Source organism: Haloplanus sp. HW8-1, assembly GCF_023703795.1.
Classification (GTDB): domain Archaea; phylum Halobacteriota; class Halobacteria; order Halobacteriales; family Haloferacaceae; genus Haloplanus; species Haloplanus pelagicus.
The window spans coordinates 2,167,557-2,190,351 of sequence record NZ_CP098518.1 but is presented as its reverse complement, the minus strand read 5'-3'; the positions used below and the strand labels follow the sequence as shown (position 1 = coordinate 2,190,351).

21 protein-coding genes, 1 tRNA gene and 1 pseudogene are annotated in these 22,795 nt (G+C 62.1%); 11 read left to right on the top strand and 12 right to left on the bottom strand.

Annotated features, from left to right (window positions below; translation table 11 throughout):
• The first annotated feature begins 39 nt into the window (after positions 1 to 39).
• Positions 40 to 894: a hypothetical protein gene (locus NBT82_RS11650; RefSeq protein ID WP_251328286.1), complete on the top strand. Its 855-nt coding sequence runs from the start codon at positions 40 to 42 to the stop codon at positions 892 to 894.
• 41 nt (positions 895 to 935) lie between these two features.
• Here the strand turns inward: NBT82_RS11650 and NBT82_RS20320 are convergent, their stop codons facing one another.
• Together NBT82_RS20320 and NBT82_RS20205 are read right to left on the bottom strand one after the other, a co-directional pair.
• Positions 936 to 1,289, bottom strand: coding sequence for a hypothetical protein (locus tag NBT82_RS20320; protein ID WP_425601751.1), 354 nt, complete (start codon positions 1,287 to 1,289; stop codon positions 936 to 938).
• A 53-nt stretch (positions 1,290 to 1,342) separates the two neighbouring features.
• Positions 1,343 to 1,495: pseudogene (locus tag NBT82_RS20205) on the bottom strand (PAS domain-containing sensor histidine kinase); the annotation flags it as partial.
• 115 nt (positions 1,496 to 1,610) lie between these two features.
• Here NBT82_RS20205 and NBT82_RS11640 point away from each other — a divergent pair.
• From NBT82_RS11640 to NBT82_RS11620, 5 genes are all read left to right on the top strand, one after another.
• The gene (locus NBT82_RS11640) at positions 1,611 to 2,861 is read left to right on the top strand and encodes an outer membrane protein assembly factor BamB family protein (RefSeq protein ID WP_251328285.1); all 1,251 of its coding nucleotides are present in this window, start codon (positions 1,611 to 1,613) and stop codon (positions 2,859 to 2,861) included.
• Between the two features lie 2 nt (positions 2,862 to 2,863).
• Entirely contained in the window at positions 2,864 to 3,493 is a 630-nt protein-coding gene (locus tag NBT82_RS11635) for a hypothetical protein (protein ID WP_251328284.1), read from the top strand.
• Between the two features lie 66 nt (positions 3,494 to 3,559).
• Positions 3,560 to 4,414, top strand: a complete 855-nt coding sequence (locus NBT82_RS11630) for an HpcH/HpaI aldolase family protein (RefSeq protein ID WP_251328283.1) — start codon at positions 3,560 to 3,562, stop codon at positions 4,412 to 4,414.
• A gap of 108 nt (positions 4,415 to 4,522) precedes the next feature.
• Positions 4,523 to 5,590: a cupin domain-containing protein gene (locus tag NBT82_RS11625; RefSeq protein ID WP_251328282.1), complete on the top strand. Its 1,068-nt coding sequence runs from the start codon at positions 4,523 to 4,525 to the stop codon at positions 5,588 to 5,590.
• A gap of 163 nt (positions 5,591 to 5,753) precedes the next feature.
• Positions 5,754 to 6,635, top strand: coding sequence for an SMP-30/gluconolactonase/LRE family protein (locus NBT82_RS11620; RefSeq protein WP_251328281.1), 882 nt, complete (start codon positions 5,754 to 5,756; stop codon positions 6,633 to 6,635).
• An 87-nt stretch (positions 6,636 to 6,722) separates the two neighbouring features.
• On the opposite strand, the gene NBT82_RS11615 is transcribed toward NBT82_RS11620, so the two are convergent.
• Entirely contained in the window at positions 6,723 to 7,523 is an 801-nt protein-coding gene (locus NBT82_RS11615) for a hypothetical protein (RefSeq protein ID WP_251328280.1), read from the bottom strand.
• 247 nt (positions 7,524 to 7,770) lie between these two features.
• Here NBT82_RS11615 and NBT82_RS11610 point away from each other — a divergent pair, with 247 nt between their 5' ends.
• Positions 7,771 to 8,769 carry a tyrosine-type recombinase/integrase gene (locus NBT82_RS11610; protein ID WP_251328279.1) on the top strand — a complete coding sequence of 333 codons (999 nt, stop codon included), beginning with the start codon at positions 7,771 to 7,773 and terminating at the stop codon, positions 8,767 to 8,769.
• Between the two features lie 228 nt (positions 8,770 to 8,997).
• On the opposite strand, the gene NBT82_RS11605 is transcribed toward NBT82_RS11610, so the two are convergent.
• From NBT82_RS11605 to NBT82_RS11585, 5 genes are all read right to left on the bottom strand, one after another.
• Positions 8,998 to 9,384 (bottom strand): PIN domain-containing protein, encoded by a 387-nt coding sequence (locus tag NBT82_RS11605; RefSeq protein ID WP_251328278.1) that lies wholly within the window; start codon positions 9,382 to 9,384, stop codon positions 8,998 to 9,000.
• Complete coding sequence (locus tag NBT82_RS11600) at positions 9,381 to 9,641, bottom strand: antitoxin VapB family protein (protein WP_251328277.1); 261 nt, start codon at positions 9,639 to 9,641, stop codon at positions 9,381 to 9,383. Before NBT82_RS11600 ends, NBT82_RS11605 begins: the two co-directional genes overlap by 4 nt.
• Positions 9,642 to 9,886: 245 nt before the next feature.
• Positions 9,887 to 10,216 (bottom strand): cupin domain-containing protein, encoded by a 330-nt coding sequence (locus tag NBT82_RS11595; RefSeq protein WP_251328276.1) that lies wholly within the window; start codon positions 10,214 to 10,216, stop codon positions 9,887 to 9,889.
• An 846-nt stretch (positions 10,217 to 11,062) separates the two neighbouring features.
• Positions 11,063 to 12,148: a tyrosine-type recombinase/integrase gene (locus tag NBT82_RS11590; RefSeq protein ID WP_251328275.1), complete on the bottom strand. Its 1,086-nt coding sequence runs from the start codon at positions 12,146 to 12,148 to the stop codon at positions 11,063 to 11,065.
• Between the two features lie 739 nt (positions 12,149 to 12,887).
• Complete coding sequence (locus tag NBT82_RS11585; RefSeq protein WP_251328274.1) at positions 12,888 to 13,160, bottom strand: type II toxin-antitoxin system HicB family antitoxin; 273 nt, start codon at positions 13,158 to 13,160, stop codon at positions 12,888 to 12,890.
• An 88-nt stretch (positions 13,161 to 13,248) separates the two neighbouring features.
• On the opposite strand from NBT82_RS11585, the gene NBT82_RS11580 reads away from it, so the two are divergent.
• Positions 13,249 to 15,834, top strand: a complete 2,586-nt coding sequence (locus NBT82_RS11580) for a PD-(D/E)XK nuclease family protein (protein ID WP_251328273.1) — start codon at positions 13,249 to 13,251, stop codon at positions 15,832 to 15,834.
• Entirely contained in the window at positions 15,831 to 18,680 is a 2,850-nt protein-coding gene (locus NBT82_RS11575; protein WP_251328272.1) for a UvrD-helicase domain-containing protein, read from the top strand. Before NBT82_RS11580 ends, NBT82_RS11575 begins: the two co-directional genes overlap by 4 nt.
• Positions 18,681 to 18,724: 44 nt before the next feature.
• Here NBT82_RS11575 and NBT82_RS11570 read toward each other — a convergent pair.
• Positions 18,725 to 18,799 (bottom strand) — tRNA-Val (locus NBT82_RS11570).
• A 42-nt stretch (positions 18,800 to 18,841) separates the two neighbouring features.
• Positions 18,842 to 19,099 (bottom strand): DUF7553 family protein, encoded by a 258-nt coding sequence (locus NBT82_RS11565; protein ID WP_251328271.1) that lies wholly within the window; start codon positions 19,097 to 19,099, stop codon positions 18,842 to 18,844.
• Positions 19,100 to 19,510: 411 nt separating this feature from the next.
• Between NBT82_RS11565 and NBT82_RS11560 the strand changes: the two genes are divergently transcribed.
• Positions 19,511 to 19,903, top strand: coding sequence for a hypothetical protein (locus tag NBT82_RS11560; protein WP_251328270.1), 393 nt, complete (start codon positions 19,511 to 19,513; stop codon positions 19,901 to 19,903).
• A gap of 44 nt (positions 19,904 to 19,947) precedes the next feature.
• Here NBT82_RS11560 and NBT82_RS11555 read toward each other — a convergent pair whose 3' ends face one another.
• Together NBT82_RS11555 and NBT82_RS11550 are read right to left on the bottom strand one after the other, a co-directional pair.
• A complete protein-coding gene (locus NBT82_RS11555; RefSeq protein ID WP_251328269.1) occupies positions 19,948 to 20,580 on the bottom strand; it encodes a hypothetical protein in 633 nt (210 codons plus the stop codon).
• Positions 20,581 to 20,855: 275 nt separating this feature from the next.
• Positions 20,856 to 21,263, bottom strand: a complete 408-nt coding sequence (locus NBT82_RS11550) for a hypothetical protein (RefSeq protein WP_251328268.1) — start codon at positions 21,261 to 21,263, stop codon at positions 20,856 to 20,858.
• A gap of 216 nt (positions 21,264 to 21,479) precedes the next feature.
• Here NBT82_RS11550 and NBT82_RS11545 point away from each other — a divergent pair, with 216 nt between their 5' ends.
• Positions 21,480 to 22,700, top strand: coding sequence for a CBS domain-containing protein (locus NBT82_RS11545; protein ID WP_251328267.1), 1,221 nt, complete (start codon positions 21,480 to 21,482; stop codon positions 22,698 to 22,700).
• The last annotated feature ends 95 nt before the right edge of the window (positions 22,701 to 22,795 follow it).

Sequence of the window (22,795 nt, the reverse complement as noted above, 5' to 3'; positions counted from 1 at the left end):
CACCAATACTATAACTGTGTGAGCTCCGATGACGGACGTATGCGGTGGCTCCCACTCTGCTGTGCCATCCTCCTGACTGGCGCCGCGTGTGCCGTCGGTGTGCCGGCAGCGACCACGTCGGCCGAACGGGCGGAGATCACGTCGGTCGAACTGGTTGCGAGCGCCGATGCGGACGGCGACGGACACGTGTCGGCGGGCGAACTCGTCGTCACGGCGAACACGACGTGTCCCGGCTGTTATGACTCGGACACGCTGCTCGAGGATCCGGAACTCGAACCGGTGATCACGCTCACGAGCGAGGACGGGACGACGGTGACGATCGACGCCGCTCCGACCGCGAACTACACGGTCCGTCGGTACCTGACGACGCTGACCGACACCGTCGAGCGCGACACTGCCTCGATCACGGTGACGCTATACGATCGCGACCCCGTCGGTCGGGAACGGATCGACGCGACGACGTTCGAGACGGCCGTCGAGTCGCCGGCCGCCGATCGGGACCCGAACGCGACGAGTGTGGAGCCGTCCCAGGGACTCCCGCATCCCGGCACGACGCGGGAGACCGACCACTTCACGTTCGTCTACGGGGGGCTCGATCGGTGTGGCTGGACGTGCCGGGACGCCGTCGGGACGGTCTCGACGGGTGAGAACACCACGGCGACAGACGTCTCGGTGCACGTTCGGCTCCGGGCGGGCAAGACCGTCTTCTGGAGCGGGAGCGAACGGGTCGGGAACCTCTCGGCAAACGAGTCGTATACGACGACTCAGCACATTGGGGTCGGATACGCTGCCGTCCGCGCGGTCGAACGGGCCGACGGTCGTCTCGCGCTCGTCGTCGAGGTGCGGTCGGACGCGTGGCGCGAGGTCGTCGCGTTCGAGCGTGACGTCCTCTAGACGAGCCCCACGGCGCTCGTCGAGATGTCGTCCTCGGTGTCTCACGTCCCGAAGGGGCGTTCCCGGAGGGGCCTGGCCGTATGGACCGACGCGGATTCCTCGCTGCCGGCTGTGTCGGCCGTTCGGCCGCCGTCGGCGGTTGTGACACCCTCGGGGCGGTGCGGTCGACGACGGTTCCCGAGAGTCGAGTGCTCGCCGAGCGAAGCGTACTCACGACGTCCGACCGTTTCCGCCGACACCGCGAAGATCACCGACCTCGCGTGGCAGGTTCGGAAGGGAGGCCACGATGTGAAATACCACATCGAAACAAGCGGGACGAGGAGGTCGGTGGCGGGGTCGTCCCGCAGACCGACGACCGGGAGGCCGACAGCGAGTGGGCCGATGTCACAAGTCATTCCGAACCTCGACTACCGTCGGCGAGCGGTGAATCGACGGCGCCGGAGCCCCGCTAGTCGCTTACGAACTCGATCCCCGTGACTTCGAACCGAGCCCCACCGGAATCGGCGTCAGTCACCGCGAGGTGCCAGCCGCGTGCGCCGATGATCGACCGGACGACGGACAACCCGTAGCCGGTCCCGTCCTCCCGCGTCGAGAACCTGTGACCCGGACGCGGGTCGGACCGTATCCCGAACCAGCCGTCGAGACCGTCCCTCGTTCAGCGTGGGACTAGCCCCGATCCGGGACACCTTTCACGGAGGTGTCACAAGGGGTGATCGATGCCCTCCATCGAACGCAGGACGTTTCTCGGGACGGTCGCGGCCGGGGTGGTCGCCGGGCTCGGCGGCTGTTCGTCGTCGTGTCCCGACAGCGACCCCCCCGAGCCGGCGACGACGCTTGGGACGGGCGAGGCCGACCGCGGATTCGATACGCTCCCCGGCGGGAGCTGGCCCACGCCCCGCTTTGACACCGCCAACACGGGCTTTGCCCCGTCTCGACGCCCGCCGACCACCGCGCCGGCGCTCCGCTGGCGAACGACACTCCCCGCGCCGCCCGTGGACGACGCCACGACGGACGTGAGCCCGCCGACAGTAGCCGGCGACCGCGTCTTCGTCACCACGGGCGAGGGTGCGTTCGGCCTCTCGCTCCGTGAGGGCCGGGAGCGATGGCGGTACGGCGACCTCTCGCCGGCAACGGTCGACTCAGCCGGCAGCTACGGCCGGTCGCTCGCGCCGCCGGTCCTCAACGGCGACACCGCGTACGTCCCCGCCGCGGACGGCGTCGTCGCCCTCCGCGTCGACGACGGGACGGAGCGGTGGCGTACCACCGACGTCACGCCGACGGGGACGCCGGTCGTCGCTGACGGCGTGGTGTTCGTACCGACCGGCGACGAACTGGTCGCACTCGATGTCGCCGCCGGCCGGCGACGGTGGGCGGCCGCGACGAGTGGCGGATCGCTCCCGGCCGTAACCGGGGGGGTCGTCGTCGTCGCCGGCGAGGAACTACTCGGCCTGGACGCCGCGACCGGCGACCGGCTCTGGTCGTCGTCCGTCGGGCCCGAGTCACACCCCGTCGTCGCCGACGGGACCGTCCACCTCGGCACCTACGAGGGGGTCGTCGGAGTCGATCTCGACGACGGAACGGAACGCTGGACCGTCGATCGGGGGGGAGGCCGTACTTACTCGACACCGGTCGTTACGCCGGAGACCGTCTACGCCGTCGAGCGTCCGGGTGAGGCCGGCGACGCGACGTTCGCACTCGACCGGACGGAGGGTTCGCCCGATCCTCGCTGGTGTTCGTACGTCGGCGAGGGGGCGGTCACCGCCGCCGCGAGTGGACACGCCTTCGCTCTCCAGTCCGGCCCCGGCGAGGACCGCAAACCCCCTCGTTTGCTCGCGTTCACCGAACGCTTCGGCGAGGCGGCGTGGGGCTACCGGAGCGCCGAACCCCTCGTGTCACCGGCGCTCCTCGACGGCGGCGTCGTGACGGCGACGCGACGCGGCACCGTCGTCGCCGTTGGGGGTGAGTGACCGTGTGGACGCCAGGCCGCCGGTTCGTCGGCGGCATGACCGCCCTCAGTGGCGTGTTCGTCATCGTCGCCGCGATCCCAACACGATGGTTCGGCCCGATGCCTACCGACTCCTACGTCTTCGATCCGCCGCGGTTCAGCGCGCTCTGGATCGAGCGGACGATCGTCCCCGCCGTGGCGCTGGCCGCGGTGCTGTTGATGCTCGTGGGCCTGCTCTCCCTGTTCCGGCGCGACCGAGAACGGATGGCACGATGGCAGCACTGGACCGCCATCGTGGCGCTGATCGGTGCGGCGGTCGGGACGCTCGCAACCATCCTCCTCGTATCGGCCGGCCGGGGCGCCAACGGGGATCCGACCGGCACGCTGAACGCGCTCCTCGGCGCCGTGCTCGCCGTTCTCGCGTTCCTCCTCCTGGTTCCGGGACTCCTCGCGTGGGGGGGCGGCTACCTCCGTGGCGATCGGCCGGTCCTCGGTGCTGCGCTGGTCGGTGGCCCGGTGGTTCCCGTCCTCGTCGTGGCGGCGAGCATCGCCCTCGACGTCGGCGAGAGCACTGCCGGCTCCCTCCCCGTGGTGGCCCCAGTCGCGGCCGCCGTGGTGATCGTCGGCCGGGACCTCTGGCGGCGGGCGGGCTGAGGCGCCAGGACCAGTCGATTTTCTAACAAATGCTTATGGTATTTCGGGTGGACGTCACGGCTGGTCATGTCCGAACGGTCGCCGGTAACCGGAGCGTTCGAAGATCCGCTCGAAGCGAGCATCGAGAACGACGAACCCGCGCTCGGCGTCTACATCAACGATCCGAAGACGGTCGAACTCGCCGCCCACGTGGGCTTCGACTGGTTCATGCTCGACCAGATGTTCACCAATCACGGCTGGGAGAAAACCGAGACGCTCATCCGGACGGCGAAGGCTGCCGGCATCACGCCGATCGTTCGCGCCCACTCGTATCCGTGGGCCGGATACGATCCACACGTCGTCGCGAACGTGAGCCGTAACATCGGGATGGGGGCCAACTACGTGATGCTCTCCCACTCGGGGAAAGAGGAGATCGAGCAGGTACTCCCACTCGCGCACGAAGACTACAAGAAGGAGTCCCATATCTTCCCGTACGACGAGTTGCTGCCGTTCGACACCGAGAGGTCGGCGGACAGGGAGGGGATGCAGGCCAACATCATCCCCCACGTCGAATCCGAGGGGGCGATCGAAGACCTCGAAGCGGTGATGGACAATCCGGAGGTGAACTACTGCTTCGTCGCTCTCAACGACGCGATGCAGGTGTTGACCGGGGAGGACCGTCCCGACTGGAACGACCCGCGAGTCTGGGAGTTCGTCGACGAAGTCGTCAGACTCGGCGAATCGACGAACACCGTCATCGGAGCGAACCCGAGTTTCCACGGCACCGGAGAGGAGTTCACGTACTCGTTGGACACGCTCGAAGACCGGGTGGTCCAACTCCACGACCGCGGCGTAGACATGATTATGGTACAGTCAGCACCGCTGATCTTCCAACTGGCCGGGGGACGGCTCCTCCGGAACCTCTCCACAAGGCTATCGTGACGCTGCATCCGTCCAGTCTCGGAGTCACCGTCGCCGGACGACCCGTAGTGACAGTAATACGAACGGTTCCAGTAGATTGTTACCGTGGATGTGTCTGAACGGTATCATATGGATATCGAGTTCAGCGGCGATCCCTTCGAGAATCAGTCCCCGGAGGCAACCGTCGTCCGGTTCGAGGATCTGCGTCCCACGAGACACGAGGCCTCACCGATCGGCGCGGACACCGACTACCTGTCGTGGGAGTACGGGTACGACTCCTCGCGGTGGTTCGACGACGGCGGGCTGTTGAAGCTGGAACCGGGCGAGTACACCGACTTCCAGTCACACCGGGAGTCCGTCGAGGGTCCGTACGAGAAGTGTCTGACCGTCTTTTCGGGGCGAGGTGTCCTCCGGACGGAACGCGCCGACGAGCCACTGGAGCGGTTCGACTCCGTCCTCCTGCCTCCGAGTACGGCGTACCAGTTGGGTAACACCGGGACGGACACGCTGTGGCTCGGCTGGTGGGCGTCCGTCGGCGACCACGAACTCGCCGAGGCTTCGGCCCTCGAACCCGTGGACCGACCGGGCGCCCGGGAGGAGTACGAGCGGATACACGCCGCCCGGTCGGAACGCGGTCTCGCGACGCCGCCTGACCGCGGCGCGTACGAGGGCGACCCCGACGACGGACGTCCGGAGCCGTCGATTTCGCGATTCGCCGAGACCCGGCCCAAGATGTTCATCGCGACGCCGGAGATCGCCGCCACCGACGATCGTCCGGATTGGATTTACGCGTTTCCGGACAGCAACTGGATCTCACAGAGCGTCGTCATCCGACTGGACCCGGGGTCGTACATCGGGTTTCACGGCCACTTCGAGAACGAGGGGCCGACGGAGGAGATCTACTGGGTATTGAACGGCGAGGCCCGCCTTCAGACCGAGTACCGAGACGTCACGATGCGTCAGTTCGACTGTGCGTTCTTCCCGACCGGCTGTATGCACACGGTCGGAAACACCGGCACCGAGCGGGTCTGGATGGCCGCGTGGGTGTCGAAGGGAGGCAAGGAAGGCGAGTTCGACATCGACGAACTGGAGACGTCGGAGCGACCCCGGATCCGAGAGGAGTTCCGTCGAGCGATGGCAGCACGCAAGCAACGCGGACTGCCGCTGCCACCCGACATCGAGGTCTCCCTCGAATAGCGATCGGATGACCGCGCCGACCGACAGGAACGGAGCGGTGGCGACGGTCCGCCTGTGAACCCTCCTCGGGGACTCGACGGCCCCGACCCCGGGCCGACGACGGCGTCCATCGCCGGAAGGCCGTGCAGGAGATTCAACACCGTGGCGATATGCGGTTCCAAGCGTGAGTCACGACATTACGGTCGTCGCCGACTACGGCTGCCAGGTAGCGGAGGGGCCGATCTGGCACCCCGACGACGAGGCGCTTTACTGGATCGACGTCCCCGCAGGCTCGTTGTTTCGATATCGGCCGGAGACGGACGAACACGCTCACGTGTTCGAGTCCGACCTCATCGCCGGTATCACGGTGGAAGCGGACGGCAGCCTGTTACTGTTCGAAGACGGTGGCGTCGTTCGTCGCCTCGACACGGAGACGTGGGACGCCACCCCCGTCCTCGACATCACCGAGGAGGCCGACACCCGCTTCAATGACGTCATCGCCGATCCCGCCGGGCGCGTGTTCGCCGGGACGATGCCGACGGACCGTCATCCGGGCCGGCTCTACCGTCTCGACCCCGATGGGACGTATCACCGCCTGATCGACGATCTGGCCCTCCCGAATGGACTTGGGTTCACGACCGAACGGGACGCGCTGTATCTCACGGAATCGAAGGCGAATCGCATCCGACGGTACGCCTACGAGGAGACGTCCGGGCAACTCTCCGATCGAACCGTGTTCGCCGAAGTCGACCACGGTGATGGCCTTCCGGATGGGCTCGCCGTCGACACGACCGGACACGTCTGGTCGGCGGAGTGGAACGGTGGACAACTGGTCCGATACGACGACTCGGGCACGGTCGTCGAGAAAGTTTCCTGTCCCGCAGAGACGGTTGCCAGCCTGACCTTCGGCGGTGAGAACTACGAGACCGCGTACGTTACGACGGGGCTCGGCTACTACGAGCGACGTTCGAAGGCCGAACTGGGACGCGCCGCAGGCGCACTACTGGCGACGGATTTGGGAGTCGAAGGACGACCGCAGTTCCGGTCTCGGATCACGAATCGGTAAGGGCCCCGGCGGACGGTCGGAGAACCGCTCCGGGGGGAAGAGACGCTCCCGCGGACGTGGCACGGTGCCATCAAGTCGGTCGGAGTGTTACTGTTCGGAACGGCTGTCGGTGGCGTTTGCAGCGAGATTCCGTGCCGTATCGACCCACTCATGCTCCGGGAATGGAGCGGGCGCCACGTCGTAGGTGTAGTGATACGTCTCCTCGCCCGCGTCCAGCGTGAGATCGAACGCGTATACCACGCCGTCCTCGACACCGAGTCGGAGCGTTCCGTCGATCGTCGGTGGGACTTGGGAGTCTGGACGCGTTCCGGTTGCTCTGTACGTGATAACCGGTACGCCGTGGTGGGTCGTCGTATCGGTCGCCTCCCACGCGTACGCTTCGAGTATCATCGTATGCCGACCGATGTTCGTGGGGGCAATCTGTCCGTAGTGTGGATCGTATCTGTAGTACGCGTCGGTGGTGTCGTCGTAGACGAACTGTGGATCCGACGCGAACTGTTCGCGTTGGTGCTCCGGGATGCTGTCGGCAGGTTGGACGAACGCGTAGGTCGTTCCGTTGATATACACGGTGGCGTTCTGCCAGCGCTGGGCGATGATCGCCCCCGTGGCGGAATCGATGTAATAATCCCCTTCCACGAGTCGTCGTTCGGGAGGTGCGGTGTAGACGATGGCGTACGAGTCCCAGTACTCACGAGGAGTGTGCGAAACGTTCGTATCGTCCGTCCCGAGCGCGGAGAAGTTGATGTGGTGTGGGCCTGCCCCTGCGGGATACGGCCGGTCGGAATCGGGCACGGTTGCGTGTGGAGACCAGACGGCCGTGAAAGCGAGCGCGCCGATACCGGTTGCTACGAGTGCAACGGCGAGGCCGACCACGTAGCGACGGTCCATACCGGATCGACTCACGGCGGCGACAAGTAAGTGCCCAAATGTCTGTCGAACGAACAGCGACACCTTCGGAGGGAGGTACGTGGAGAGAGGGGAGGTGTCCGAGTGTGTGGTCACTTCACACCCCACTTATCACTCAGGAGCGTTACGCAACTGAGTGGGTTGGGGCGGAAAGAGATCCGACCTCGCTGGTTCCCTTCGCGCCCGATTCCAGACGTTTCGAGCCTTCTACCGGGACTCCAGAATAACCATGGAATCCCGAAAGAGCGAGCTAGAACCGATCGACCCTCGAACCGCGCAGCAACTGTTCCTCGACCACAAGGAGACCGAATGCACCGAGTCGACGGTGCGCAATCATCGGTACCACACGAACGAATTCGTCGCGTGGTGCGAGGAGAACGACGTCGACAATCTGAACGACCTCACGGGGCGTGACCTCCAGGCCCTCCGGCTCTGGCGGAAGGAGAGTGGCGACATCAATCTCATGACGCTCAACAACTACATGTGCTCGTTGCGCGTCTTCATCAAGTGGTGTGGCTCCATCGAAGCCGTGCCGGAGAATCTCTACGACAAGGTGATGGTGCCGCGGGTCTCACCCGACGACCAGCAGGCCGACGAGACGCTCGACGCCGAGACGGCCAAGGAGATCCTAGAGTACCTGTCGACCTTCCACTACGCCTCAGTCGAGCACGCGATGCTGGGGCTCCTCTGGGAGTCCGGAATGCGGATCGGCGCGGCTCACGGACTTGACGTCGACGACGTCGACCTCGCCGAAGAGCAGTTACAACTCGTCCACAGGCCCAGCGAAGGGGCGACGCTGAAAAACGGGTCCGGTGGTGAGCGGCCCATCGCCATCACCGCCGATTTCGCCGACGCTCTTGGCGCCTACATCGAGAGAATCCGGAAGGATGTCCCCGACGACCACGGGCGTGACCCGCTATTCACGACCTCTCATGGCCGAATGTCCCGGGCTTCGATACGCCGGACCGTGTACAAAGTAACCTCACCGTGTTTCCGGAACGAATCCTGCCCGGACTGTACCGGGAGTCTCTCGGAGCGGTGTCCCGAAGCCGTGAATCCGCATGCGGTTCGGCGGGGGAGTATCACCCACTATCTGACTCAGGATATTCCTGTCGAGGTAGTGAGCGACCGGATGAACGTGAGTCGGGACGTGCTGGATAAGCATTACGACCAGCGGACTGAGCAGGTGAAACTAGAGCAGCGACGGGGGTATCTCGAAAATATCTGAGGCGCTCGGCGCAGCTGGTCCATTTTTTGCTAGTATGTGGTACGGAGGCACTCTGTATCTGGTAGGACCCGCGTGCTGAATACAGAGCCCGGATGCAGCACTCGGTCATCGTGGAGTGTAAACTAGAATACACTAATAATACAATACGATACCCCTCGTCTGTAGCACACCGTCTGAGAACTATCAGCAACCAGGGAAATCAACGAAGCCAGATGCTATCAAAAGAGGTTATTCCCGGTACATCTCGACTTCTAGGTCCTCGATAGCAGTGAAATGATTGTCGTTCACGACCAGCGACACACCGAGCGAGCGAGCAGTTCCAGCGATGTAGATGTCGCTCCGGTTGATCAGTTCGCCGTCGGCACGGAGTTCGACGTAGATTTCGGCGGCTTCTGCAGCCGTTTCGTTCGTGAACGGTACCGGCTCTACCCACTCGTACTTCGACATCGCCTCCTCCTGTGTCATATCTTGGGTGATCATCAACCCGCGATAGAGTTCGGAGAGGACGACGGTCGATGCACCGATCTCTTCCTCGTCGTGGGCAGCTAAATACGCGATTGCGGCGTCGTCACCTCGGGCGTAGTCGATGAGAAACGACGCGTCGACGAGCTTCACGATTCCCCTGAAAGCTGCTCGTCGATGCCGTCGCTGCGTTCATCGAACGCATCATCGAGGTCCTCGAAGCCTCGCTCAACCTCTGCTTCGAGGTCGGCAGCCGCTTGACGAGAGAGAAACCCGGCGTTGGTCCGCCAATCGGAATCGAGTTCGTGGAGGAGGCGGTCGAGCGTCTCACTGAAGCTCTCGTCGCCGCGTTTGTGCGCTTTCAGCCGCTCGTAGACCTCCTCCTTGATACCGATATTTTTCGAAGCCATCCGTGTTTTGTGTATGGGTTTGTGTACATATCAAGGTTGGTCTCAAGTTCACCCCCGTTTCCAACCGATCGGAGTAGGCAGACCCGTTGAAATTCACGCTATTTGGCACGCTTGCCGTGCTGCGTATAGAGGGTGTACTCAGCAGACCGTTGGATCTGGTTCGGTAGATAGGATCGAACTGGCCGTTAGGGACGACGCTGGAGGGACGTACTCAATGGGGCTACAGGTATAGCTGCGACCTGTTGTTACGTTGCCTGAGAGCCTTCGGCGGGTGCGTACATAACCGTGACCACGAACTCGCCCTCGAAATCGGTGAACTGGTGGTCTGTCCCAGGACGGAGATGGACAACGTCACCCGGCTCCACCTCCACCGACTCGTCGTCGGTCACGAGCGTCGCCTCGCCCGTGTCGATACGGTAAATCTCTTCCTCAGCGTGCGCGTGCATCGGGTCCTCGTCGCCCGGCTCGAACCGCATCACTTGGAGGCTGAACGACACTGCACGCATTGCCTCGGTTTCCATCTCCCCGTCCTCGGCCAGTTGATCCGCTATGTCAGTGACGTTGATTTTATCCACGATTTACATATGTGAGGGCCGGGTATACGTGCTTCGTTCTCTACTTGAAAAATAAGCTAAAATCTGAACAACGGGTGTATCGTGAGAGCAGTGGCGCATCGCCGGAGCGGATGCAACACGCAGGCATCTGCAGAACGCTGGCTTCACCGTCACTGATGAGTGGGACTTCCAGCCGTCTGAAGAGGACGGAGAACACTGGATATTCTTCGCAGCCCAGCTGAGTCGTAGACAGGCTGCGAGAGTATCGCTCTTACTGAATTTTCATAATCGGATTTGGGGCGTAAGAACCTATAATACAGTATTTGAACACGTATCGATCCGTTTCACAGCCATCATAATCGGAGCCCGACGCCGTAAGAAAGAATCACACAGACCAGAACTCGCCAATATGGGTCCACGAGACCAACAGCCACAGCAAGCTCCCAAGCAGCAGTATGCGGAATAAGACGGCCGCAAAGCAGGGGGTGGCGAGGAACGAACAAGACGATACCGACCATCCAGACAGTCGGTGTGAGCTTCATAATCGGTTGCTGTCAGGCGATTCGATGGGAAAGCCGACGGGACCGCGAACGGACTGGCCTCAAAAGCGTTGACGACACGGCCGAAATCGGGGCGCTACGCGCCGCTCGCTGAACATCTGGGATGCGCACACAGAAACACAGATCCGGTAGACACGCAGGCTGATTTCGGAAGTAGACCTGTTCTTGCGGGCGTACAGACCGATTATGAACAATCAATAGTCGGCGCTATCCGTTCGAGCCACCGTGTGCGCCGTCCTCACGCTGCTAGACCGATTATGAAATACCACCAAGCCGTTTCGCTTCTACATCCAGTATGCAAATCACATCAGCTATCACCGTCGTCCGGCAGTTGACCACCATCCGTCATAGCGTACTGCGACATGTTCGCTTCAAGTGCTTCCCGCCGACGCCGTGATTTCCGTTCCTCGGTTCGCTGGTCGTAGTGCTTGTCCAACACAGCCACGGACACGTCGACACGGTCACTAAGCAGTTCCTTCGGCAGGCCGGCGTCGAGCTGGGACATGATAGCCCACTTCCGAAGCGGATGCGTACTGAACGAGGAAGGACAATTGGCAGCCTCGGCGTTCTGTGCTGCGTCGCAGTCGGCAATCTCCCGATCGTGGGGGCACTCTGACGCGTACTCACATGGCCGACTCAGTTTGTAGAAATCCCGTCGAATGGTGGTCGTCGAGATGCGTCCGTTCGTCGTCGTGAAGAGCGGGTCGCGGTCGAACTTGTCAGTCACGTCGTGCCGATGGTGGTCGATGTAGGCCTGAAGCAGATCCACCAACTCCGGCGGGATATTGATGATTCGCTCGCCGTCCGCGCCGTTCTTCAGCGGCGTCCCGTACGCATCTGACGATTCTGGGCGATGCTGGAGGTGGATGACGGCTTCGTCCATCTCTAAGTCGTCAAGGTCGACCGCTCGAAGCGCCCCGAGTCGGATGCCGACCTCGGCCACGAGTTCGAACTGTGCGTGGCGCCGAGAGGCGTATTCGAAGCGGTGGTAGAAAGATCGGATGCCTTCGACGGCTTCGTCCTCGGGGACGTCAGTGCGGACTTCCTCGTTGGGAGGTACGTTGGGCAGTGGGACGCGGTCGGCCAGATCCTCCTCGACGGCGTCGATCGTCTCACAGAACCGGAGGAAGCGTTGGATGACTGCGAGCGTCCCGTTCAGACTGACCGTGTTGATATCCGTCTCGGACTTGCGCCAAGTCTTGAACGCCACGAGACCTCGCCCACGGAGGTCGTTCAAATCGGTGATATCCTCTTCTTCCGTCCAGCTGTGAAAGATGTTGAGCGCGGAGCGATGCGTGCGTCGGGTCGCCGTCCGGAGTTCGTCGCGACGGTGTTCGAGGTACCAGTCGATCGCGTCTTCCGGGGTGATCGGTTCCAGGTCTCTGCCGGCCATCATCCGCCCCGATACACCCCGGTGATAAATACGGTCCAATTAATTGGGATTGGTGGAATTGGCGGGGTTGGTGGCTGAGTAGAATAATTGGTGATCCGATTCTGGAGCTTCAACTTCTCCGGCAGAATGCTCTCTTTAGTTTCCCCGTCTGTATCCAGCGCATGATAGTGAGGTGCCAATCAGTCGTAATCCGCTACTGTGTCGTCCGCGAGAGTTACGACTTTGCTTGCTAAGGTGATCCCGACCATTCAGTAATTGGCAATCCCGAATATCGTCCAATAGCAATCTCGGAACTCGGATGTTGGCAATCCCGGGATTGCTGGTGATGGCAAACGCGGGACTGCTAATATTGGTAGTCCGCGATTATATACGGACTCGGATTGGCGTTCACCATGTGAATCGGGATTTGGAGCTGCGAATTAAAGGCCATCTCTACGAGATTACGGAAGTCAACGAGGAGGTGCTCGGGTCGGAACAGGGGCTGCCGATGTCGGTGAGTGGCTATCAAAAAACACTCCGGAGTGTCGCTAACTGTGGGAATGATGAATTGGTAGATCAGGTTGCAGAGTCCATCAAAGAGCACATTCGAACTCACGAGGACCGCCCGGAGAACCAGACAGTGCGTCGAGACGCGCGAATGCTCCTCACGGAGCAGGGGATCGCTCCGGATTCCTATCTGAACAGGGCTTGAATCCGAACGAATCCAGGGCTTGCTGATATCCTCAACTGGAGATGCGAATTACTTGAGAACGTCCGGCAGTTCGCCCCGCGCCGGTGTGTTCTCGTCGGGATCGATTCCGAGTTCTTGCAGCTCCTCCTCGGTGGGTTCACGCCCACCGTTGTTTTCGAGCGCGTCAACGACAGCATCAAGATTTTCGAGGGCCTCGTCTCGCGTTTCTCCTTGAGCGGACACCTCGACTTCGCGGTCTCGGGCGGTCCAGGTCCCATCCTCGTTGTGGGTCAGGGTGATCCGTGGTTCCCGGCCGGATCCGTGCCCGGAATCGATACTCATGCGCATAGATAGATGTGAAAAACGGATAAATTCCCCTTCCCTGTCCGTCGCAGTGAAGTTTTATTACTCGACGTGAACTCGTTTGGCCGTGTCATTTCCGCGGGCCAAACCGATTTCCGACCTCTACGATGCTGTCTCGACGTACGATCTCGTCGTTGTACCGGACGCACCACTGGCCAGCGCGTTGAATCGCCGTCTCGATACGCCCCATCTCGGAGCTTTCGCAATCACCCCTCGTCGGCTCGCCGCAGGCCGACGCGAGGAATCTGAAGACAGGGTTGCATTCCTCGAACTCATCGAGCACGAAGACTTCGACTGGAAGCGCGGTGCGTACGCGATCGGGAACATCCTGCAATGCTGGGAACATCAGGGTCGCGTGGACGCGATCCTCGACTACGACGCCTACGTCGACGATGCCACACGCCGGGCCGTAGAGCATATTGGCGAACTCCCCACGACGTCGAAACAGCTCACCGACTACCGAATCAGCGGGGACCGCGATGTCGCCGTCGTCGGGGACGACCAGTTGACCCAGCTCGAACGGTCGATTCTTCCTTCAACGTACGATACGTACAGCCCCTTCAGCGACGACGAGTTCGACTGTCCCCCGTTCCACGTCTTCGATTCGTCGACGGCAATCGTCGACACTGTCGTCGATGCGGTCACCGAAGCGAACGCCGATGAGGTGGCGGTCGTGCTCGACCAGGGAAGCGAATTCTCCGCGCTCGTCGAGTCGGCCCTCGAAGCGGCCGACATCCCGTTCTACGGCGGTCCGGGGTTCGTAGACGACCCAGACCATCGCACGTTCGTCCAGTTGCTGCGCGCCGCACACGGCGGCACGGACACCCGCATCAGCGAATGCAGACCACTCCTCGCCAGACTCGGCATCTCGCTGGACGTCGAACACGACGCGAAACGGCTGTACGAACTGGACGACGAGGCAATCGAGTGGCTCGTCTCCTTTTGTGAGACTATCGAGACTCGAACCTTCGCCGAGGCCCTCAGCGCGTTCGAGCGGCGCGTTGGTCATCGGCTCGATGCGTTCGCCGAGGAACTGGAGACACTCGGCATTGCCGAGACGCGTGCCACCGAGCGAGCGGTGGATCAACTGGTGTTCTACCTTCAGACCTACGAAGTTCCGGTGGATAGGGAGAACGACGGCGTCCTGCTTGCGGACGCGAAGTCCGCGGCCTACGTCGACCGGCCCGTGGTCTTCTATCTCGGGCTGGACGAAGACTGGACGCACTCCGCCCCACGACGTCCGTGGGTCGATCGAGACGCCCAGTACACGCGCAACATCCAGCAGTTCCAGCTGCTCCTCCAGAGTGGAGCGAGGCAGTACTACCTCGTTCAGGATGCGAAGGGCGGGTCACCGGTGACGCCGTGTCTCTACTTCTCGGAGTTGTTCGACGAGGAGTTCGAGCGCTTCAGCGACCTCGATTCGCACGTCCACACGCCGCAGTTCGACCGTCGTGGCGAGGGGTTCGAGAGGGAGTCAGTCGACATGACTCCTACCGAGATGACGACCATCAGTCAATCGAGTCTCGGAACCTACGTCAACTGTCCCCGGGACTACCTCTTCGGCAGGCTGGTCGACAGTCCGGAAGAGGACTACTTCAAAGAGGGGAACCTCTTCCACGACTTCGCCGAATTCTACGTCAATCATCCCGACTTCGTCGACGAAGACGTCGTCGATAACGTGGTCGAGCACATGCTCGCGGAGACGCGACCGTTCGTGCGATCCGTCGACGAGGCGACGCGGCGAACGAAGTACCGTGCCGGGGTAGAAACGATCGTCGCGTTCTTCGACACGAACCCCCCATCGGACGAGGCATTCCTGACCCCCACGAGCAGCCGGGGGGACAACGTGTTCGCCGATCGCTTCGACCGCCCCGTCGACTCACCGGTCACCGAGCGCTGGTTCGAAAACGACGACCTCGGGCTGAAAGGGAAGATCGATCTGGTCCACGCGCCCACTCGGCTGGTCGACCACAAGAGCGGAAGTCGCAAAAGTGCGTCCACGGTCGTGACCAATTCCGCGATCGACCTCCCGATCGATTCCCCGAATTTCCAGGCACTGCTGTATCTGACCCACTGGCGGGCGCAGTATCCGGATCGGCCGCTGGAGTTCACCTTCTTCCACTTCCTCGAAACGCTCGACGACGTCGTCGCCGGGGAGGTCGATCTCGACGACACCCTGACGACGGTCTCGTACTACCCGATACCCTTCGACGCGCACGTTCGCTCGGAGACGTTCTTCGACGAACTGGTCGAGGAGGGCGCGAACAAGTGTCAAAAGACCCTCTCGCAGGTCGACTACGAAACGTACACAGCAGCGTTCGACGACGCGTCCGTGCCGGACACGAGCGACAGTGACGAACTCATCGAGTCGACGTTCGGGCAGGGATTTATCAAGCGAATGAAAACGGCCGTGGGGGACTACAAGTACGTCACACAGGGCTGTGAACAGGCGATGCGGCAGATGGCTCGCGTTCGCGGACGGACGTTCTTCGAGGACGACCTCGATTCGTTCGAGGCGTTCGTCGACGAGCGACTCGACGAGTTGAACCAGCGACGTGCCGGGGTGGAACGCTTCCCAGTCGATGGACTCGGCGGCGAACCGAACTACCGCTACGTGGACAACCGCGACCTGCTCCTGGAGGGCAACCGATGACCGAGTTCGAACCGAACGAGCGACAACAGCAACTCATCGACAGCACCGACGGACTCCACCTCGTCGACGCTGGCGCCGGAACGGGGAAGACGTTCACCGTGACGCGCCGCTACGCGAACATCGTCGAGCAGTCCGACGTCACCCCGGAAGACGTCCTCCTCGTGACGTTCACGAACAACGCGGCCGCCGAAATGAAAGAGCGCATCGTCGGTAACTGTCGCTACGGGATGCGCGAATTCGCCGACGCACCGATTCAGACGTTCCACTCGCTGTGTCACGATATCCTCGAAGAACACGGCCACGCCGCCCCGACCCACCTTGACATCGAAGATCGAATCACGGGGTCGACGCGTCTCATCGAAGACGAGCTCGTCGAAGGCGCCCTGTTCCGCGAATTCATCGGGCGATTCAGCGACACCCATCCGGAGTACGACGAGTTCTTCCGGGCGCTCTCGGATCCCAGCGAACTCCTCGACCTGATCAACCAACTCGCGGCGAAGGGGGTCTTCCCGACCGAAGACGGCTGGTACCGGGACGGCGAGCGACACCTCGATGGCGACTTCGACGCGTTCGAACGATACTTCGAGGCGATGAACGAGCCCCGAAACGGCGGGCACAAGCAGTCGCTGCTCCGGTCGAAACTCGGTCGATACGGGCGGAACAAATGCTACCTTCCGGAAGCGCCCAAGAAGCCGGCGGTGCGGGGCAGCGGGAAGCACGTCCCGGAGGACCTCGCCCGCTGGGCCTTCGAGGAGGAGCGGACGGACCTGAAGGCGTTCGTCCACGACGTCTACCACGCGTATCTCACCTTCGCGCTCCGGCGGAACTACCTGAACTTCGGGTTCCTGCAGCTGTTCGCGTTCGTGGTACTCTGTGAGAACCACCAGCTGCGAGACGAGGTGGCGTTCGAGTACGTGATGATCGACGAATTCCAGGACTCCAGCGAGATCCAGTTCAAACTCGCGCTCCTGCTCGCGGGCACCAACAACATCTGCGTCGTCGGAGACTGGAAGCAGAGTATCTACAGCTTCCAGTACGCCGACGTCGACAACGTCGTCGAATTCGAAACCCGTCTGGACCGCTTCATCGAGCAGTTGAATGACGACCACGAACGCGTCTCGTTCCCGTCCCGACCCATCACCACCATCGAACTCGTCGAGAACTACCGGTCGACGCAGGAGATCCTCGATTTCTCGGAGCACGCGCTTCGCGTCCCCGCCGCATCCCGCGACGACGTCGATACCGAGGCAATCGACGACCGACTCGTCTCGCTGCAGTCGAACGCCGACCACGAGAACACTACCATCGAAGCGATCCAGAGCGACGAAGAGCAGGTCGCGGTTCTAGCGAAGATCCAGGAAATCGTGACCGGCGAGGGCTACCGCGTCGAGGCCGAGAACGGCGACCTTCGCCAGCCGGAGTACGGGGATATCACGGTCTTGACACGGACGCGTGATTTCGGGCGCGAGCTACTCGGCACGGCCGAGGAGTGCGGGCTGCCGATGGCCTACGAGGGTGGGATCGAACTCTTCAGAACCGACCAGGCGAAGCTCCTGCTCGCGTGGCTGCGGATCCTCGACACGAATGCCGATCGCGGCTGGGCGACCGTGCTCGAACGGGCCGGCTACACGCTCGACGAGATCGACCATCTGCTCGACACCGAAGAGTACCCGACGGACATGGTGGCGTTCCGGGAGAAACTCCACGACTTGGAGACGCTCGGCGGCGTTGCACGGCGCGTGTTTGCCCGGTACGGGTACGACGGACCGCGTGCCGACGTCGTGCTCCACACCATCCAGTCGGTCCACGACTCGACGACGCTCACCCGCGGCGACCTCATCCGGTTCATCGAGCGTGGCATCGAATCGGGAAGCACACACGACGTCCACACAGGTGCCGGAACGAACTCCGTGACAGTACAGACGATTCACGCGACGAAGGGGCTGGAGTATCCGATCGTCATCCTCGCGAACATGAACAGCGGGCGCTTCCCGCCCAGCGGCGGTGGGAGCGACGTCATCTCCTACGAGGATCCGATCGGCCTGCGTCAGCGGAAGGTGTACTCGGCGGACGCCAACGAACTGCCCCACGTCTACGACAACTGGCGGGCAGACGTCCTCAAGAACTGTCTCCCTCGGGAGTACGACGAGGAGCGTCGCCTCCTCTACGTCGCGATCACGCGAGCCCAGAGTCACGTCGTCTTCTCGGCGGGCGAGGATCCGAACACCTTCATCGACGAACTCCCGGTCGAGGTGGAGTCGGTCGATCCCGAATTGACCGAAATCGGTCGCGAGGACACCGACGGGAGCACGCTTCGGGTCGAGATGCCGGTTTCAGCCGGGCCACGGAGCCACACGCCGCATACGCTCATGCGCGACGACGCGTTCGAGGGTGTGGAGGAGGGTCGCGGGACCGAGTTCGGAACCCGTGTGCACGACTTTGCCGAGGCGTATGCGCTCGGGGAGGACGTCGACCCCGCCAGCGACGACGAGGAGACGGTCGAGCGATTCATCGATGGGCTCGACGGCAAGCTACTGGTCGAAGAGGATGTGTACCTCCCGCTCTCAATCGACGGCGAACAAGTGACGATCTCGGGAGTCGTTGATCTCGTCCACGTGCTGCCGGATCGAATCGAAATCGTCGATTACAAGACGGATCGTGGGCGGCACGCCGAAGCGGAGTATCGCAAGCAACTGAGTGTCTACTACCACGTGGCCGAGGACGTCTACCCGGATCGGGATATCTCGGCCAGCATTCTGTATACGGAGACGGGTGGCCGTCAGGAGATCGAACCGTTGTCCATCGACGAACTTAGAGGCCTCGTGACTGAAACGGGACGAACTTGAGAGTCAGATAACGGGACTGCTGCATCACACCGGAGGAGAGTGAATGGGTTGGGGCGGATTCGAACCGCCGGCCTGCTCCGTGTGAAGGAGCCGTCATAACCGGACTAGACCACCAACCCGCGTGGTACGCCGATACTGGGGACGCCGACTTAAGGGTTGTCTTACTCCGACGACCGGTACCGGTCGATCCGTTCACGGGCATCTGCGATAGCGGTCTTCGCCTCCCCTTCAGCCCGCGCCTCCAAGGTTCGGAGGTCGTCCTCCAGTGTCTCCAGTCGCGACGGCTCCGGTTCCTCCTCCTTACCGGTGAGTTCCCGGAACCGCTCTTCGAGCGGATCGAGTTCTTCCATCACGCCTTCCTTCGCGTGTTCGCCGGCCCGTCCCATGTAGTACAGCGCGTCTTCGAAGTGCTTGTTCATATATGACCAAACGCGGACGACAAATATATCTCTTGTGGGGTCAGGGCATGGGATCTTCCAAACTCGGTAGAGGTCGGGGTCGTCTTCTCGACGGCCTCACCACGCGTTCGTGGTCGAACGTCGTTTAGCCCGCCCTTCGTCGCTGACCGTCGTGAGGAAGACATTCGATAGGGGAATTTCTGAACCGACGCCGACGGGCGAGCAGATTTCGAGGAGCGCCCCGGGCGTGGAGAGCCGTTCCCGGGGCTTGACGGGGGTCAGGTGGCCCTCTCACCGGCGATAGACGCGGTAGGCATGGAGGTCGCGTTCGGTGCGGTCGCTCAGAGTCCGACGATCGTTTGCCTCACACCACTCGGCGAACGACTCCAGCCGGTAGCGGTGAGGAGCGTCTAGTCCGAACCCCTCCCTCCAGTGGCCGAGGTAGAGTTCCGTCGCGGTGTCGGCGACTGCGGTTCGAGATCGTACTCACGACTGACGCTTGCCAACCTCGACGAGGCCGTCGAGCTAGCGAAAGAGGCCCCACGACGCCGACACCGACACCCCGTGGTTCGAGGGACGAGCGGCTCGTCGGGTGATTTCTCCGGACACGAGATCGTCGGTGTCCTCACATCGTGGGGGTACAAGGACCGCCAGCGCGGGATCCAGACGACTCTGAAGGATACCGATCTCGATACCGCGGAAGTCGAACGGCGACGCGTCCTGTTCCACGACCGGGTGAAGATTGGGACGTTCCAGTCCATCGCCGAACAGTGTGGGACCGGCGACTTCGACACATGGTGTCGCTGGATCGACGGTCATCGCTGACCGCGCCATCCGAGTAGCGTCGGTCACGCCTGACCCACAACTCGTTACTGGTACGTTCGGTCGTGTCGTTGCTCGCCGGAGTCACTCACATCCGGAATAGCCTCTTCACCGAGTTCTTCTAGCTCCTGATAGATAGCTTGAGCAACTGGCACGCCGTCACGGATCACCTGTTTGACCGTGGTGTTGTAATCCTCCATGCCGAAGTCCGGTTGATAAGGATAGAGACGAGCTACCGCTGTGAACCCATCCCAGAGATCAGGGTCGTCTTCGGAGAAGGTTAGCCAGTTGATCGAGGACTCCACGTCTTGGATCTTCCGCTCCCCTTCCTCCACTGCATTGGAGATGTCCTCGTCGGCTATACGCTGTAGCTTCTGGCGTCGAAGGCTCGTCTCGATTTGCGTCCGGCCAGAAGGCAGTCCGGTGTTGGTTTGTTCTGCCTGGTCCTCCACCTCCTCTCGCGTTACTGATAGGTGGTTGCTTATTCGGAACCGATATTCGACGGACAAGCTACGTTCGAGCGGGTTCCCATAAATGGAGACTTTGTTATTGTTCCGAGATATCTTCAATCCGGCCGTGGCTGGCATCTCTTCGTTATAATGTACAGTGCTTATTTGATCGCCCAACTCGATTCCGTAACCGGTTATTTTACCGAGAAGATCGTAGAACTCACCGGGCATAGTACCCCAGACAGTTTGCGTGCATATGAAACTCATCCAATCTGAGTGGCTGTAGAACGGTCTCAAATAAGATGGATACCCGGAGTGTACTGGAAGGCGCGAGATAGACCCCCTCTCTCGGAAGGGTGAAACTGCGGAAATGAGGTGGTTGGGGAAGGTAGCACGCGGGTTCCGTTCCGGACAGATCTCGGGTGGAGTCCCAGTGGGCCAACGCGGGATAGTGATTCGAACGATACGCGGCACTCGGTGTGGGAATTGCATCGGATCATGGGCTTTCAGATGTTCCGCAGGTATTCGCGGCGCTGTTCCATCTTCTCGCGGGGGGATCGGCGGTCGTAGTGCCGATCCAGGATGTCCTGACTGACGTTCATCCGGTCGCTGACGATCTCCACCGGCACGTCGTCGAGGAGGTGCGCGGTGATCGCGCCGGACCGGAGGTCGTGGGGCGACCGACTCGACGGGCACTTGCTCGCCTGGTCATGCTCGGTCGCCTCACACTCCTCTACGTCGCGGTCGTGCGGGCACTCGTTGTGCAGGCACGGGCGCGTCACGCCGTCGATCCAGTGTCGAATCGTTCCCGTCGCGGGACGACCCTGGTTGGTGGTGACGAGCGGGCGGCGGCCGTACTCGTCCTCGATAGCCTGCCGGACGTTGTCGATGTAGTCCTCCAGCAGCGACGCCATGCCCGAGGAGAGGGCGACGAAACACTCGAAACGGTCCCCAAAACTGCGCTATGACGCTACCAACAATTACCAAAGAGCGAATATTTTCTTATCGCTGACGGTCCTCTGGGGGCGCTCACCGACTGTCGAGGAATCGAGTTCATGTTCACGACTCGTCGTCCCAGTCGGTGGGATAGTCATAACCGTACAGCGCCCGTCAACCTAGAGGGAATCAATATGGATATCGCCGAGATCGTTTCCACATCGTTCACCGAATTCGACATTGGGACACCGCTCTCGAAGGTCGCGGGTGCGTTCGAGAACCAGGAACTCGATGCCGTCGTCGTCACGGACGGCGACGAGTATCGCGGCGTCGTCAGCCGTCGACAGCTGGCATCGTCGTCCAATCAACCCTCGGCGAAGATCGGCTCACAGGTCCAACATGTCCCGGCCGTCGAACGCACCGAAGACGTCCGCGAGGTCGCCAGACTCATGATCGCGAGCGACGCCAAGACACTTCCCGTCCTCGACGACGAACGCGTCTACGGCGTCGTGACCGCAGATGCCGTCCTCGGGGCCGTCCGTCCGTTCCTCGACGCGGCTACCGTCGACGAGGCGTACTCGGGCGAGTTGATCAGCGTGACCCCCGATACCGGGACCGGAGAAGCGCTCAACACGCTCCGGGAATCGGGCATCGCCCATCTCCCGGTCGTTGAGGACGACGAAGTAGTGGGAATACTGAGTCTCTACGATGTCATCGAATTCACAACCCGAGGGGGGAGTCGGAGCCAAGGCGGGTCCTCTGGCGACATCGGCGGCCGGGGCGGCGGGAAAGCCGCCGGTGGGAGCCAAGGGGGCTTCGGCGCGCGCGAGGGGGAGTCCGATCGGATGCTCGATCTGCCGGTCCGGAACCTGATGTCCGATGTGGTCATGACCATCGGGAAAGACGCAACGCTCGACGAGGTCGTCGAGACGATGTTCGAGCGGGAGATCTCCTCGCTTGTCGTCACCGACGGTGAGACGGGCGAGTCCATCGGTATCGTCACGAAGACGGATATCATCGAGGCACTCACTTGGGACCGAGACGACGAGCGCCAGCCTGTGCAAGTGTTTGGGCTCGACCTGCTCGATGGGATGGACTACGACGGCATCTCCGCATTGATCGAGAGTATGACCTCGAAGTACGGCGACATGCAGGTGATCAAGGCCAGCATCGAACTGCAAGAGCACAAGGAACAGAGCCGGGGCGTGCCGCTCGTGCTGGCACGAATCCGGCTGGTCACTGACCGGGGCTACTTCACCGCCGACGGCGAGGGGTACGGCGCTAGCCATGCGCTCCGTCTCGCGGCGAATGCAGTCGAACGGCAACTCCTAAAGGGGAAAACGTACGGCCAATCGAAGAAGCATCCCGACGCCGAGGAGCGGGAGAAGATCTACGGCTGGTGGCTCGGTGGATAACGGTATTCGCTCTTGGATAAGCGATTGCTGGTGGAAAGATACTCGGCGATTTTCGTATTGCTGAACGACACCAGCGTTGAGTACGCGCTGTGCGT

Bases quoted from the DNA above. Each gene is read 5' to 3' on its own strand.
- NBT82_RS11650 (WP_251328286.1), top strand. From the start codon at position 40: ATGCGGTGGCTCCCACTCTGCTGTGCCATCCTCCTGACTGGCGCCGCG.
- NBT82_RS20320 (WP_425601751.1), bottom strand. From the start codon at position 1,289: ATGACTTGTGACATCGGCCCACTCGCTGTCGGCCTCCCGGTCGTCGGT.
- NBT82_RS11640 (WP_251328285.1), top strand. From the start codon at position 1,611: ATGCCCTCCATCGAACGCAGGACGTTTCTCGGGACGGTCGCGGCCGGG.
- NBT82_RS11630 (WP_251328283.1), top strand. From the start codon at position 3,560: ATGTCCGAACGGTCGCCGGTAACCGGAGCGTTCGAAGATCCGCTCGAA.
- NBT82_RS11625 (WP_251328282.1), top strand. From the start codon at position 4,523: ATGGATATCGAGTTCAGCGGCGATCCCTTCGAGAATCAGTCCCCGGAG.
- NBT82_RS11615 (WP_251328280.1), bottom strand. From the start codon at position 7,523: ATGGACCGTCGCTACGTGGTCGGCCTCGCCGTTGCACTCGTAGCAACC.
- NBT82_RS11610 (WP_251328279.1), top strand. From the start codon at position 7,771: ATGGAATCCCGAAAGAGCGAGCTAGAACCGATCGACCCTCGAACCGCG.
- NBT82_RS11600 (WP_251328277.1), bottom strand. From the start codon at position 9,641: ATGGCTTCGAAAAATATCGGTATCAAGGAGGAGGTCTACGAGCGGCTG.
- NBT82_RS11590 (WP_251328275.1), bottom strand. From the start codon at position 12,148: ATGGCCGGCAGAGACCTGGAACCGATCACCCCGGAAGACGCGATCGAC.
- NBT82_RS11585 (WP_251328274.1), bottom strand. From the start codon at position 13,160: ATGAGTATCGATTCCGGGCACGGATCCGGCCGGGAACCACGGATCACC.
- NBT82_RS11575 (WP_251328272.1), top strand. From the start codon at position 15,831: ATGACCGAGTTCGAACCGAACGAGCGACAACAGCAACTCATCGACAGC.
- NBT82_RS11565 (WP_251328271.1), bottom strand. From the start codon at position 19,099: ATGAACAAGCACTTCGAAGACGCGCTGTACTACATGGGACGGGCCGGC.
- NBT82_RS11555 (WP_251328269.1), bottom strand. From the start codon at position 20,580: ATGCCCGGTGAGTTCTACGATCTTCTCGGTAAAATAACCGGTTACGGA.
- NBT82_RS11550 (WP_251328268.1), bottom strand. From the start codon at position 21,263: ATGGCGTCGCTGCTGGAGGACTACATCGACAACGTCCGGCAGGCTATC.
- NBT82_RS11545 (WP_251328267.1), top strand. From the start codon at position 21,480: ATGGATATCGCCGAGATCGTTTCCACATCGTTCACCGAATTCGACATT.